Here is a 13,074-nt window from a genome sequence, read left to right on the forward strand (position 1 = left end):
ACCACACGGCCGGTGCCCAGGTGGCCATGATAAAATCCGCCCCCTCGATCAGGCATAAGCCGGGCACCCGCGCACTTACTTGATTGACGGGGCCCCGGTCCGCCGCTCAACCCGGCGGGGGTTAAACCCGGACGCGGCAACGCAACAACAATCGCTCAAGGCATACGCCACGGCAGGCAACGGAGAAACATATGGCGGGTCATTCGAAATGGGCCAACATCAAACACAAAAAAGCAGCGACTGACGCGAAACGCGGCAAGATCTGGACCCGGCTCATCAAGGAAATCCAGGTGGCGGCCCGCATGGGCGGCGGCGAAGCTGATTCCAACCCGCGTCTGCGGCTGGCGGTCGACAAGGCGTTCGACGCCAACATGCCCAAGGACAACATCAACCGCGCGATCCAGCGCGGCGTGGGCGGGGTCGATGGCGCGAACTACGAAGAAATCCGCTACGAAGGCTATGGCATCGGCGGCGCAGCGGTGATCGTCGACACCATGACGGATAACCGCATTCGCACCGTGGCCGAAGTGCGCCACGCCTTCTCCAAATTTGGCGGCAACATGGGCACCGATGGCTCGGTGTCGTTCATGTTCGATCATCTCGGCCAGTTCCTGTTCGCCCCCGGCACGCCCGAGGACAAACTGATGGAAGCCGCGCTCGAAGCCGGCGCCGAAGACATCGTCACGAATGACGACGGCAGCATCGAAGTCACCTGCCCGCCGCATGATTTTCCGGCGGTCAAGGCCGCGCTCGAAACCGCGGGCTTCAAGGCTGAAATGGCTGAAGTCACGATGAAACCGCAAACCGAAGTCGAATTCAGCGGCGACGACGCCATCAAAATGCAAAAACTGCTCGACGCGCTCGAAAATCTCGACGATGTGCAAGAGGTCTACACCAACGCTGTGATCGTCGAAGCATGAGCGATGCACGCAGACGTATGTGTTGCTGTTTGTCCCGGCTGGCGCTGAAAACGCTGGCCACTTCTGTTTTTAGTTTTCAGGAATTCACATGAAGTTACTCGTCGTAGGCTCCGGTGGCCGCGAACACGCCCTCGCCTGGAAACTCGCCCAGTCACCCCGTGTCCAGCTCGTCTACGTTGCACCAGGCAACGGCGGCACAGCCCGGGACGAGCGCCTGCGTAACATCCCCATCACGAATCCAGCCGAACTGGCTGATTTCGCCGAACAGGAACAGGTCGCTTTTACCCTGGTGGGGCCCGAACAGCCGCTGGCAGCGGGCATCGTCAACCTGTTCCGCTCGCGCGGCCTGAAAATTTTCGGGCCGACCAAAGAAGCCGCCCAGCTCGAAAGCTCGAAAGATTTCGCCAAGGCGTTCATGACACGCCATGCGATTCCCACCGCCGCCTACGCCAGCTTCACCGATGCCGCCGCCGCGCACGCCTGGCTTGATGCCCATGGCGCGCCGATCGTCGTCAAAGCCGATGGCCTGGCGGCAGGCAAGGGCGTGGTGGTGGCCCAGACGCTCGATGAAGCCCATGCCGCCGTCGATATGATGCTGTCGGGCAACACGCTGGGCGAAGCGGGGGCGCGCGTCGTCATCGAAGAATTCCTGACGGGCGAAGAAGCGAGTTTCATCGTGATGGTCGATGGCAAGCATGTACTGCCGCTAGCGTCGAGCCAGGACCACAAGCGCCTGCTCGACGGCGACCTCGGGCCGAACACCGGGGGCATGGGCGCTTATTCGCCCGCGCCCATCGTCACGCCGCAACTGCATGCGCGGGTGATGCGCGAAATCATCCTGCCCACCGTGCGCGGCATGGAAAGCGAAGGTCTGCGCTTCACCGGGTTTCTCTATGCGGGTTTGATGATCGACGCCGAGGGCAAGCCGAAAACACTCGAGTTCAATTGCCGGATGGGCGACCCCGAAACCCAGCCCATCATGGCGCGCCTGAAAGGCGATTTTTCGCGGGTCGTCGAACAGGCCATCGCGGGCACGCTCGATACGATCGAGCTGGAATGGGACCGCCGCACCGCATTAGGCGTCGTGCTGGCCGCGCACAACTATCCGGAGAACCCGCGCACGGGCGACCGGATCAGCGACATCCCCCCGAAACCGCCGATTCCGTTACGTTCCATGCGGGCACCACACGGGTCGACGACAAGCTCACCACGTCGGGCGGGCGCGTGCTGTGCGTCGTGGGCCTGGCGGATTCGGTGCGCAGCGCGCAGTCGGTCGCCTACCAGATGGTCAACCAGATTTCGTTCAATGGCATGCAGTACCGCCGCGATATCGGCAATCGCGCGCTGGGACGCAAGCACACCTGAAACCTGAGGTACCGTAACACCTTCTGTTTCACCCCTAAACCAGCAGCGGCCTGCGGCCGCTTTCGTAACTGAGTTGTTGTCATGACCCAATCAACTTACGACGTAGAGGCAGTCCGTACATGGCTGCGCGGCCTGCAAACGCATATCGCCGACGCGCTCGGCAACTTCGACGGCACGCCGCTCGCCAGCGATAGCTGGCAACGCGAGCCTGGCGGCAAACTGAGCGGCAGCGGCTGCACACGGATTCTCGAAGGCGGCCAGTTTTTCGAGCGCGCCGGAATTGGTTTTTCGGATGTCTCAGGCACGGCGCTGCCACCCTCGGCCAGTGCCGCGCGCCCGCAACTGGCGGGGCGGGGCTTCGATGCGATGGGCGTATCGCTCGTGCTGCACCCACGCAACCCCTACTGCCCGACGGTGCATATGAATGTGCGCCTGCTGGTGGCCACCCAGCCCGATGCCGCGCCTATTTTCTGGTTTGGCGGCGGCATGGACCTGACGCCGTATTACGGCTACACCGAAGACGCCCAGCATTTTCACCGGGTCTGCCGCGATGCGTTGCAGCCGTTCGGCACGGAGCTGTATCCGCGTTTCAAGCGCGAATGCGATGAGTATTTCTTTCTCAAGCATCGCAACGAAGCGCGTGGCATCGGCGGTATTTTCTTCGACGATTTCGCCGAGCTGGGCTTCGAGCAATCGTTCGCCATGGTGCAAAGCGTGGGCAATGCATTTGTCGAGGCCTATCTGCCGATCATCGAGCGACGCCGCGACACGCCTTATGGCGCAACGGAGCGCGATTTCCAGGCGTACCGGCGTGGCCGCTATGTCGAGTTCAACCTGGTCTTCGACCGTGGCACGCACTTTGGGCTGCAAAGCGGCGGGCGCACCGAATCCATTTTGATGTCGATGCCGCCTACCGCCACCTGGCGCTACGATTGGCAACCCCAGCCGGATACGCCGGAAGCGCGCCTTTACAGCGATTTTCTGGTGCCACGCGCATGGGTTTAAGCCTGCCCTGCGTGTCATCCAGACCTGCGGCGCAACCTCGCCTCTGGATCCTGAAACTCAAGGACCTATCCTGAAACCGCCTGCCCGCCCTGCTGCCTTGCCACGCCGGATCGGCCTTTTGGGCGGCACGTTCGATCCGATCCACAACGGCCACCTGGCGCTCGCCCGGCGCTTCACCGAGTTGCTGCAGTTGACCGAGCTGGTGTTGCTGCCCGCAGGGCAGCCCTGGCAAAAAACCGGGGTCTCAGCCGCGCCGCACCGCCTGGCGATGACCCGGGCGGCGGCGGCCACCCTCCTCCTGCCAGGCGTCGAGGTGCGGGTCGCCACCGACGAGATCGAACGCGAAGGCCCCACGTACACCGTCGAGACACTGCGACGCTGGCGCGAACGCGAAGGCCTGGGCCTATCGCTTTCCCTCATGCTGGGCGCGGACCAGCTCCTGCAATTCGATACCTGGCACGCGTGGCGTGATATTTTCGCGCTCGCGCATCTGTGCGTCGCAACGCGCCCGGGGTTCGACCTGCGCCAGGCCGGCGCGGCCGTCGCAGCCGAAGTCGCCGCACGCGAAGCCAGCGCCCTGATACTGCAAGCCACACCGTGCGGCCATGTGCTGCTCGATACAACGCTTGCCTGCGATATCTCAGCCACTGCTATCCGTACCCGTTTGCATCAACCGCTCTGCGCAGACGGCGCCGTCCCGCACCACGCAGCACTTCCCGTTCCTGCCGCCGTGCAGGACTACATCTTTCAACATCATTTGTACCCACCCCGGTAATCATGGATATTCGCAAACTGCAACGTGCCATCGTCGACGCCCTCGAAGACGTCAAGGCCCAGGACATCAAGGTGTTCAACACGAGCCATCTGACAGCGCTGTTTGATCGCGTGATTGTCGCCAGCGGCACCTCCAACCGTCAGACCAAGGCGCTCGCCTCCAGCGTCAGCAGCAAGGTCAAGCAGGAAGGCGGCGAAATCATCAGTATCGAAGGCGAAGACATCGGCGAATGGGTGCTGGTCGATTGCGGCGATGCGGTGGTCCACATCATGCAACCCGCGCTGCGTCAGTATTACAACCTCGAAGAAATCTGGGGCGATAAGCCCGTCCACCTGAAGCTCTCGGGCGGCAGCACATTTGGCGGCGCCCGCGCGAGCGAACCGCTCGATGAAGCTGAAAGCGACGAAGACGATACAACCACAGTTGCACCCGCACCCGCACGCAAGACGCCCGCGCGCAAGACAGCGGCACGCAAACGCTCATCCTGAGTCCCTGGGTCCCTGGGTCAGTCCTCGAAGCCTTTAAGTGAAGTCGCTCATGCTTATGCCGCTGCCTCATCACGCCAGGCGCTACACGCGATGAAGCTGCACATCATCGCGGTTGGCCACAAGATGCCGGGCTGGATTGCCAGCGGCTTCGACGAATACGCCAAACGCATGCCGCCAGAGTTACGTCTTGAGCTGCGTGAAATCAAACCCGAACTGCGCTCGTCCGGCCGCTCCGCTGAAAGCGTCATGGCCGCCGAGCGGCAGAAAATCGAAGCCGTGCTGCCGAAGCAGGCGCACCTCATCGCACTCGACGAACATGGCCGCGACTGGACCACGATGCAACTGGCCAGCGCCTTGCCGCAATGGCAGCAGGACGGACACGATGTGGCCTTTCTGATCGGCGGCGCTGATGGCCTCGACCCCGGGCTCAAGGCTCGGGCGAACCTGCTGTTGCGGCTTTCCAGCCTGACCTTGCCGCACGCGATGGTGCGCGTGCTGTTAGCCGAGCAGTTATATCGCGCGTGGACCATCACGCAAAATCATCCCTACCATCGCGTGTGAACGGGCCTCGCGCATTCCGCCCAGGACAACGCTCACCGCATCCCTTCCGCCCCTACGCGCCGTGCTTGAGCGCCGCCCGGCCAACGTCATGGAGAGCTGTTCATCATGTCCCTGTCCGCACCCGACCTCGCCATGGCCCCGCCACGGCATGCGTTCGTGTATCTCGCCTCGCAAAGCCCACGCCGCCAGGAATTGCTGCAACAGCTTGGCGTGCGCTATGAGCTGCTCCTGCCGCGTCCCGATGAAGACGCCGAAGCGCTCGAAAGCGAACGTCCTGGCGAGCCTGCCGAGGCCTATGTGCAGCGTGTCTGCCAGGCCAAGGCCGAAGCCGCCCGCGCCCGTCTGAACACCAGCGGCTACGTCAACGCTCCGATCCTGGTCGCCGATACCACGGTGTCGCTCGAGGGTTCAATCCTGGGCAAACCCACTGACGCCGCCGACGCGTTAGCCATGCTCACACGCCTCGCCGGACGCGAACATGACGTACTCACCGCGCTCACCGTGGTCGATGCCGGCGGCATACCCTTGCCCGTCGTGCTGTCACGTTCGCGCGTGCGTTTCGCCAGCGTGTCGCAAGACGTGTTGCGGCGCTACGTCGAAACCGGCGAACCCTTCGGCAAGGCCGGCAGCTATGGCATTCAGGGCCGCGCCGCCGCCTTGATCGAACATATCGAGGGGTCTTACTCGGGTATCATGGGCCTGCCTCTTTTCGAAACTGCCGCCCTGCTGCAAGCAACTCGCATCGACTTCTAAAAACAACACCATGAATGAAGAAATCCTGATTAATGTCACGCCCCAGGAAACGCGCGTTGCGTTCGTCCAGCAAGGGGCCGTGCAGGAGCTTCACGTCGAGCGCACGTTATCGCGTGGACGCGTCGGCAATGTGTACCTCGGCAAGGTCGTGCGCGTGTTGCCCGGCATGCAATCCGCTTTCATCGACATCGGCCTTGAACGCGCCGCTTTTTTACATGTCGCGGATATCTGGCACCCTCGCGCACCCGGCGAATCGCATACAAACACGCCCCCGCAGCCGATTGAAAAAATCGTCTTCGAAGGTCAGGCGCTGATGGTGCAAGTGGTCAAGGATCCGATCGGCACCAAGGGCGCCCGGCTATCGACGCAAATCAGCATCGCCGGACGCACCCTGGTCTATCTGCCGCAAGAGCCGCACATCGGCATCTCGCAGAAGATCGAAAGCGAAACCGAACGCGAGGCGATCCGCACCCGTCTGCTGGCCGTGCTTCCCGCCGACGAAAAAGGCGGCTACATCGTGCGCACCATCGCTGAAGACGCGAGCCCCGAAGAGCTATCCAGCGACGTCGCGTATTTGCGCACCACCTGGGCCACGATCCAGTTGCAGGCGCAACGCATGCCGCCCACCAGCCTGCTGCACCAGGACCTGAATCTGGCGCAACGCGTGCTGCGCGATTTCGTGACGGACAACACGACCCGCATCCAGATCGATTCACGCGAAACCTTCCAGATGCTGTCTGGCTTCGCCGGGCAATTCACGCCCGCGGTCGCGGCGCGGCTGCATCATTACACCGGCGAGCGGCCGCTTTTTGATCTCTACAGCATCGAAGCCGAAATCCAGCGAGCCCTGTCGCGGCGCGTGGACCTGAAATCAGGCGGCTATCTGGTCATCGACCAAACCGAAGCGATGACCACGATCGACGTCAACACAGGGGGCTATGTCGGCGCCCGCAACTTCGACGACACGATCTTCAAGACCAACCTGGAGGCCGCGCACACGATTGCGCGCCAGTTGCGCCTACGCAACCTGGGCGGCGTGATCATCATCGACTTCATCGATATGGAAAACGCCGAGCACCGCGAGCAGGTGCTGGGCGAGCTCAAAAAAGCATTGGCGCGCGACCGCACCCGGGTCACGGTGAGCACGTTTTCGCAACTCGGGCTGGTTGAAATGACACGCAAGCGCACGCGTGAATCCCTCGCGCATGTGTTGTGTGAGCCTTGCCCGGTGTGTCAGGGCAAAGGCCAGGTCAAAACCGCGCGAACTGTTTGCTATGACGTGCTGCGCGAGATTTTGCGGGAATCGCGCCAGTTCAATCCACGGGAGTTCCGCGTGATTGCCTCGCAGCAAGTGGTCGATCTGTTTCTGGAAGAAGAGTCGCAACATTTGGCCATGCTGATCGACTTTATTGGCAAACCGGTTTCATTGCAGGTGGAATCTAATCTGAGCCAGGAGCAATACGATATCGTGCTGATGTAGATGAAATATGAGGGGCACCGGCGGCTTGATTGGCTGCCAGCATAGCCCAAGCGGGTGAAGCCCGCCGCATAGGGTCTCCCATCGCGTTTATGGAGCATGTAGCCATCCGGCTTGTGCTTCTTCATCAGATAAGCGAGCAACCAGTCTGGTACGGGTAAAGAGTCGGCCTCGCGTCCCTTCGTGCGTTCTGGCGTGTATGTGCGCCGCTCGACATCGAGCCATTTCCAGCGCGCGGTAATGGTCTCGGACTCGCGTAATCCCAAACCAGGCATCAGTCGAACAGCCGTGCGCAAGGTTGACTGGCAAGAACGATTTGGACAGGCCGTGCTCATCCCCGCAACACCCTTGATCTGAAAGTGAAATTCTGGCGCATGTGCATGTGCATGTGCATGTGCATGTGCATGTGCATGTGCATGTGCATGTGCATGTGCATGTGCATGTAATAGAATGCAACACTCACAAAAAGACCAAATTAACGAGACAGTGATGCTTTTCAACGGCAGATACCTTCACCAAGGTCCATTGCACGATGCTTTCGTCGCTGGATACGACGGTACCGAATTCGGCATGAGCAACCCGTGCATCCGAAGGGCAGCCCTTACTTCCTGGCTTGGCGCGTTGGCCAAGGAGCGCCAGTCAAGCACGCTCGACGCCATGCTGCCTCCAGCAGCACGGCGTCGAGCGTCCATATAAATTAAAAAATACTTTACAACCATGCGTTCAAAGCCAGTTACCTTCGCAATCGGCGCCGTGTTCTTATTGTTCGCCTTTGCGTTCGCAAGTTACGTGTATATACAGAATGCGAACGTGTTCTATGAGTCGCAGTTCATGCATTTTGAGTTTATGAAAGAACTGCTGGCTAGACGAGTGACGCCGCAAGGATTTTTCACCGTTTATTACGAGCACATGTTTCCGGGCTACAACCTGATCCTTGCGCTCAATATCCTTCTGTTCCGATTCTGGGGCGGATTTGACAGCGTTGTTTACGGGTTATTCATCGTGGCGGGTGCCGCAATCGTCGTCCAGCGAATTAACGCCGATGTTGCCTGGCCACCTCCAAAACGGCTTGTCGGTCTAGCCGTCATCTCGTTGCTTCTTCTGTCCACCACCCACAACCCGATGTGGGGAATGGGCTTGGCTGCAGCTGGCGGAGTCTACCTATTTGCCATCTGCGCCCGCATTCTCGACTCACGCCTTTGGGGTGACCAGTCTTCGTTGTGGCCGTTTATCGTAATCTTCCCGATCGCCCAACTCCTCTTCCTTGGCGGATATGGCGTCGGTGCCGTTGGGTCGATTGGACTTACTCTGCTGGTTCGTCTGATCCAGGACCGAAAAATTAGCATTTCTGTCTGGGGCGCGGGTGTCACCGTCGCCCTTAGTTTGGTTGCCTATGTTGCGATCACAACTCATTACAGCTCATTGACCGATTACGCGCCCGCTGCGTCCGAACGCAGCGTGGAAACAATCATTCGCTTTGCAATCGTGATGACCGGTTCAAGCGTGCTTGGAAAAGCCCTGTTTGAACAAGGAGCAAGCCTCACGGCATATTACGTGGCCGGTTATGTACTGATACTCGCCACCGTAGCGACGTGGATATACATTCTGCGTCGTCCCCGTACAGGCGCGATGTTCATCTTTTCACTGTCCGCCTACTCGGTTTTTACCGTCCTCGCCGTCTCTATGTTCAGGTACCGTAACGGGATAAACGGTGCGATGGCACCTTGGTATGTCGTGCATACTCAATTCATCCCAATTGCTGCGGTATGGTTTTTGTGCGAAGTGGCAAACTCACGCCGGCGCGCCGTCTCCGCTTTCGCAGTTATGGCATTCGTTACACTGTGCGCTGTCTTTGGCTATCACGCAGATTGGGTGAAGGGCCGATACGTGACCGATTACAAGAACAAATATGTTGCCGAGGCTCCTGTCATCCTCGCCTTTCCGGAAACGATCAGGAATCGCAATGACATCCAGCAGACCATGCTCGCGCATTACGACGTGGTAAAGCCGGCAATCGATTTCATGTACGAGCATCAACTCTGGATATTCAAGACAACAAGCCCAGTTGTCACAGGCTTGACGTCCGACAACTGGATCGAGGCTGAACGACCGGTATCGATCATGTGCCCGTCAGGTACAAAGTCGGCTCATTTTAAGCTTTGGCGCAAGGATGGGTCGGCGCCATCAGAGGTTGCGATTCGCGCTGTCGGCGTAATCAAAAACTATTCGGCTAACGGCGATGTCGCCATCAACTTCCCAGATGGCAAGCCAGCTTTGCTGCAAATCGACGCGAGCGATATTTCCAAGTCCGTACCGCTTGTCGCACCGCCAGATTTGCGAAAAATCGTCGCGATCCTGTCGAACGTGCAGTGCAATTGATGTGAGTTCCTAACTGAGACGGGCCGAAGATCTGGCCCGTCTCGCATCTCATTTCCGTGGGGCGATAGCGACATTCACGACATTCCGCGAACCCTTGGTCGCCGAGCCCGCCCAAGTTCCCGTACCCAAGGAAACGGAAACCAGCGGTGTGTCAGGGCAAAGGCCAGGTCAAAACCGCGCGAACTGTTTGCTATGACGTGCTGCGCGAGATTTTGCGGGAATCGCGCCAGTTCAATCCACGGGAGTTCCGCGTGATTGCCTCGCAGCAAGTGGTCGATCTGTTTCTGGAAGAAGAGTCGCAACATTTGGCCATGCTGATCGACTTTATTGGCAAACCGGTTTCATTGCAGGTGGAATCTAATCTGAGCCAGGAGCAATACGATATCGTGCTGATGTAAAAACCCTTTCGATATTCTTATGGCTAGCTCCAGGCGCAGGATTCGCGCTAATACAGCAGCGTAACCTCAAGGAGCAGTATCAATGAAAGCATCTAAAAACATGGCATCCACCGGGAGGTTCACAACGACACCCGACGCGGCCTTGTGCAAGGCTTCGCCGCGGCGCTACTGGGTGCCGCGGCACGGCCAGTAGCCGCAAAAACCATCGCGGCCCATCCTGGTTCTGCCGCAGAAATCGAAAAATATAAAACGCTGTTTAATAGTGACGACCGCGCCTGGAACAAGCGCGATATGAAATTCTTCCTCAAGGAACATGCGTCTAACGCGCGTGCCCCTAAAAAAAATGGCCGCGAACTTCTCGCGGCCATCCCCTGAGCGCGATTGAATTCTGAATCGCGTCTTTTTTATCTTGCAGTCTTGTTATTTACCGTTTTATACCCCGTTCGGCTGGTCTCCGACTGGCCCCTCACCTACCCCCGTAACATCATCTTTTTGAAACAACTCGTTACGTTTAGTAACATGTTAGGAATTTTCTGATTAATTTCCCATTATGGTTTTCCCGCCCCTCTCATTTTTCTGATTTTCTGCCTCTCTCATTATCAGACCAGGAACTATTTAACCTAATCAGACAAACGGACGTTCCCGTATCCATTTCGTCATGATCCATTTCACTCCCCGGATAACTGGCGCACCGCCATGCAAGGTTTGTGGATCCAGCTCCAGCTTCTCATTCAGATAATGGAAGTACACCGCACCGCCCTGACGCGGCACCACTGACAGCCCAATAGGCGGAAACACCGTCTCGCCCCCTTCTTCAACGTCGTTCAGATAAATCAGCAAGGTCGCAACCCGCTGGCCACCGCGTTCAAGAAAGACCTCGCTGCCGGGAAACTCTGGCGGGAAATAATCGAAATGCGGCTGATATTCGGCACCCACGCCATAACGCACGACCTGTAACCCTTCGCCGTTTTCAATGGGCCAGTTCATCAGCGCCGCCATGCGCCGCTCCAGACGCTCAATCAATTCATCCTCGGCAAGGCTGAACCAGAAATTCTCGCTGGTGCGGCGGTCAATGCGATCGAGACCACCATCCTCGAAATTGACCACCGTCGAAGGCATCAACCGGCCCGCCGAACGGGCAATCACTTCGTTGCATTCATCCGGTGTCAGCACATCGGCAAAAACAATCACGGATGGGTCGCTGTGGCGCGAAACCACCTTGATATCACGGTCATAGGCCCGAATCACATTGCCGGCCGCAATCAGCGACGAGGACGTGATGCTCGCGTTAGCGGCGGAAGCCGTGGTGGTGGCAGTAGCGTTAGTAGCATTAGTGGCGTTAGTAACAGCAGCAGCCAGACGGGCGACTTCGCTATCTACCGGGGCACTAACGGGGCGGCTGGAACGCTCGTGCGCCACGGCATCGCGTACAGCCTCGGCAGCATCCTCCTGGTTAAAACCAGCCTGAACCATGGATACCACCATCGACTGCATGGTGCAGCCGCGTTTTATATTAGTGGCGAGCCATTCACACCAAGCTGCATCAATCGTTTTCATCAAACACCTGAATCTGTTACACAAACCATTTTAAAAATATGCCGACTATCCTTTTGGCGCTGCCGCAATACTACAAGCCGCGTTATATAAATCAATCCCTCCAGCCGCGAATGGTTTCTTGCTTTTTTAATGAGACTAAAGTGTCGGGCATGCCAACAATGATGTGAACGAACGGCAAACCGGAGCATCGCCATACGCGAAGCGTATTTGTTCTGGCGCATAGCCGAATACGAGGGCGTTTCATGATTAACGTCAATGCATGAATAAAATGACCGGGACCCAGCCTATCCCATCATGCATCGCTGCGACGTCTTGCCACATAAACCGTATGCATCGTGCAACGCTCTACTCCAGGCTATTTGCACGAACCCGGTCATTCAACAACGCAATAACTCAATAACGCAACAATCCGGCCCAGAACCGGGCGGAATCAGGTCAGTGCGCGCTTGATCCGCGATTTGAGCTGCGCCCGGCGCAAGCGACCCGTCGCTTGCGGCTCGGGCAATACCAGGACATCGTTTGCGGGCTGACCACGGCGCAGATAGAAACGGTCGAACGTCGCCTGCGTCATGCCCCATTTATGCAAAAACTGACGCCGTCCGTCATTTTTGACGATCTTCCCCGTGCTTTTTTGCTGAAAGTGATAGACGAGGCTGTCACCCACGCCAAGAAAAACCCGGCAGCCCGCATGCCACAGCTTCATCGAGAAATCGTTGTCGCTACTCATGCCTGGGCTCAGCTCGCTGCTATAGCCGCCCAGCTTGTGCCACCAGTCGCGCCGCACCAGCGTGGGCGGCCAGGTCGCGCCATACCAGTCAGCGCGAACCAGGCGAGGCATGGCGGCAATCAGTTCCGCTGCCTGAAACTGCCCGGCCTCCCGGCCAAAATCGCGTACCACCACGCACGGGTTGCCGGAATCCACTGGCTCGACCATCGTGCCCGACAGCATGAACAGACCATCGTCCGGCATCGCTGCCAGATGGCGCACGAGCGCCGCGTCCCAGCCTGGGCAGCAATACATGTCGTCATTCATGTAGACCACGTAGTCCTGGGTAGCGCGTGCTGCCGCCAGGTTTACCGCGTGGCAGATGCCGATGTTCTGGGGTGACGCGGTATGTTCAATGCCCTGCTCGCGCACCCAGGCCAGAGTGCCGTCCGAGCCGTCGTTCACATGCACGATGATCTGGTGCGCATAGGTCGAATGACGCCGCACGCTTTCGATCACCAGTTGCAGATAAGGCAGGTTGTTCCACGTCGGAATAATGATTGAAAACATCAGAATGAAAACCCGTTGGAGTGGCGGTATGAACTGCCGAAGAGCCGTTATTCCAGCTAGTCGGACGAGCAGCGTGCTGGCACAAACGGTCTGGCTGAGATACCCGGCCCGCGTTTTTAG

General features: G+C 58.7%; 11 protein-coding genes and 2 pseudogenes. 11 read left to right on the forward strand and 2 right to left on the reverse strand.

Features of this window, described 5'->3' with window-relative positions:
* The first annotated feature begins 191 nt into the window (after window positions 1–191).
* From GH657_RS16910 to GH657_RS16960, 11 genes and pseudogenes are all read left to right on the forward strand, one after another.
* On the forward strand, window positions 192–920 hold the full coding sequence (locus GH657_RS16910) for a YebC/PmpR family DNA-binding transcriptional regulator (protein WP_153102176.1): 729 nt from the start codon (window positions 192–194) through the stop codon (window positions 918–920).
* Between the two features lie 88 nt (window positions 921–1,008).
* A pseudogene (gene purD, locus GH657_RS16915) lies at window positions 1,009–2,285 on the forward strand (phosphoribosylamine--glycine ligase).
* An 81-nt stretch (window positions 2,286–2,366) separates the two neighbouring features.
* Entirely contained in the window at window positions 2,367–3,290 is a 924-nt protein-coding gene (hemF, locus tag GH657_RS16920) for an oxygen-dependent coproporphyrinogen oxidase (RefSeq protein ID WP_153102177.1), read from the forward strand.
* Between the two features lie 16 nt (window positions 3,291–3,306).
* Window positions 3,307–4,065 carry a nicotinate-nucleotide adenylyltransferase gene (locus GH657_RS16925; RefSeq protein ID WP_425495772.1) on the forward strand — a complete coding sequence of 253 codons (759 nt, stop codon included), beginning with the start codon at window positions 3,307–3,309 and terminating at the stop codon, window positions 4,063–4,065.
* Between the two features lie 2 nt (window positions 4,066–4,067).
* On the forward strand, window positions 4,068–4,553 hold the full coding sequence (gene rsfS / locus GH657_RS16930) for a ribosome silencing factor (protein ID WP_153102179.1): 486 nt from the start codon (window positions 4,068–4,070) through the stop codon (window positions 4,551–4,553).
* Window positions 4,554–4,643: 90 nt separating this feature from the next.
* Entirely contained in the window at window positions 4,644–5,114 is a 471-nt protein-coding gene (gene rlmH, locus GH657_RS16935) for a 23S rRNA (pseudouridine(1915)-N(3))-methyltransferase RlmH (RefSeq protein ID WP_153102180.1), read from the forward strand.
* A gap of 105 nt (window positions 5,115–5,219) precedes the next feature.
* Window positions 5,220–5,867: a Maf family protein gene (locus GH657_RS16940; RefSeq protein WP_153102181.1), complete on the forward strand. Its 648-nt coding sequence runs from the start codon at window positions 5,220–5,222 to the stop codon at window positions 5,865–5,867.
* A 10-nt stretch (window positions 5,868–5,877) separates the two neighbouring features.
* Window positions 5,878–7,347, forward strand: a complete 1,470-nt coding sequence (gene rng, locus GH657_RS16945) for a ribonuclease G (protein ID WP_153102182.1) — start codon at window positions 5,878–5,880, stop codon at window positions 7,345–7,347.
* An 828-nt stretch (window positions 7,348–8,175) separates the two neighbouring features.
* Window positions 8,176–9,723: a hypothetical protein gene (locus GH657_RS16950; RefSeq protein ID WP_174770015.1), complete on the forward strand. Its 1,548-nt coding sequence runs from the start codon at window positions 8,176–8,178 to the stop codon at window positions 9,721–9,723.
* 149 nt (window positions 9,724–9,872) lie between these two features.
* A pseudogene (locus tag GH657_RS16955) lies at window positions 9,873–10,121 on the forward strand (ribonuclease E/G); the annotation flags it as partial.
* Between the two features lie 144 nt (window positions 10,122–10,265).
* The gene (locus tag GH657_RS16960; protein ID WP_153102184.1) at window positions 10,266–10,496 is read left to right on the forward strand and encodes a hypothetical protein; all 231 of its coding nucleotides are present in this window, start codon (window positions 10,266–10,268) and stop codon (window positions 10,494–10,496) included.
* 249 nt (window positions 10,497–10,745) lie between these two features.
* Here the strand turns inward: GH657_RS16960 and GH657_RS16965 are convergent, their stop codons facing one another.
* Complete coding sequence (locus GH657_RS16965; protein WP_153102185.1) at window positions 10,746–11,678, reverse strand: prolyl hydroxylase family protein; 933 nt, start codon at window positions 11,676–11,678, stop codon at window positions 10,746–10,748.
* A 430-nt stretch (window positions 11,679–12,108) separates the two neighbouring features.
* Window positions 12,109–12,954 (reverse strand): glycosyltransferase family 2 protein, encoded by an 846-nt coding sequence (locus tag GH657_RS16970; protein ID WP_153102186.1) that lies wholly within the window; start codon window positions 12,952–12,954, stop codon window positions 12,109–12,111.
* Window positions 12,955–13,074: the final 120 nt, after the last annotated feature.

This window comes from Paraburkholderia hayleyella (genome assembly GCF_009455685.1).
In the GTDB taxonomy this organism is placed as follows: Bacteria; Pseudomonadota; Gammaproteobacteria; order Burkholderiales; family Burkholderiaceae; genus Paraburkholderia; species Paraburkholderia hayleyella.

Coding starts and splice junctions, on each gene's coding strand:
- GH657_RS16910 (WP_153102176.1), top strand. CDS start 192: ATGGCGGGTCATTCGAAATGGGCCAACATCAAACACAAAAAAGCAGCG.
- hemF (WP_153102177.1), top strand. CDS start 2,367: ATGACCCAATCAACTTACGACGTAGAGGCAGTCCGTACATGGCTGCGC.
- rsfS (WP_153102179.1), top strand. CDS start 4,068: ATGGATATTCGCAAACTGCAACGTGCCATCGTCGACGCCCTCGAAGAC.
- rlmH (WP_153102180.1), top strand. CDS start 4,644: ATGAAGCTGCACATCATCGCGGTTGGCCACAAGATGCCGGGCTGGATT.
- GH657_RS16940 (WP_153102181.1), top strand. CDS start 5,220: ATGTCCCTGTCCGCACCCGACCTCGCCATGGCCCCGCCACGGCATGCG.
- rng (WP_153102182.1), top strand. CDS start 5,878: ATGAATGAAGAAATCCTGATTAATGTCACGCCCCAGGAAACGCGCGTT.
- GH657_RS16950 (WP_174770015.1), top strand. CDS start 8,176: ATGCATTTTGAGTTTATGAAAGAACTGCTGGCTAGACGAGTGACGCCG.
- GH657_RS16965 (WP_153102185.1), bottom strand. CDS start 11,678: ATGAAAACGATTGATGCAGCTTGGTGTGAATGGCTCGCCACTAATATA.
- GH657_RS16970 (WP_153102186.1), bottom strand. CDS start 12,954: ATGTTTTCAATCATTATTCCGACGTGGAACAACCTGCCTTATCTGCAA.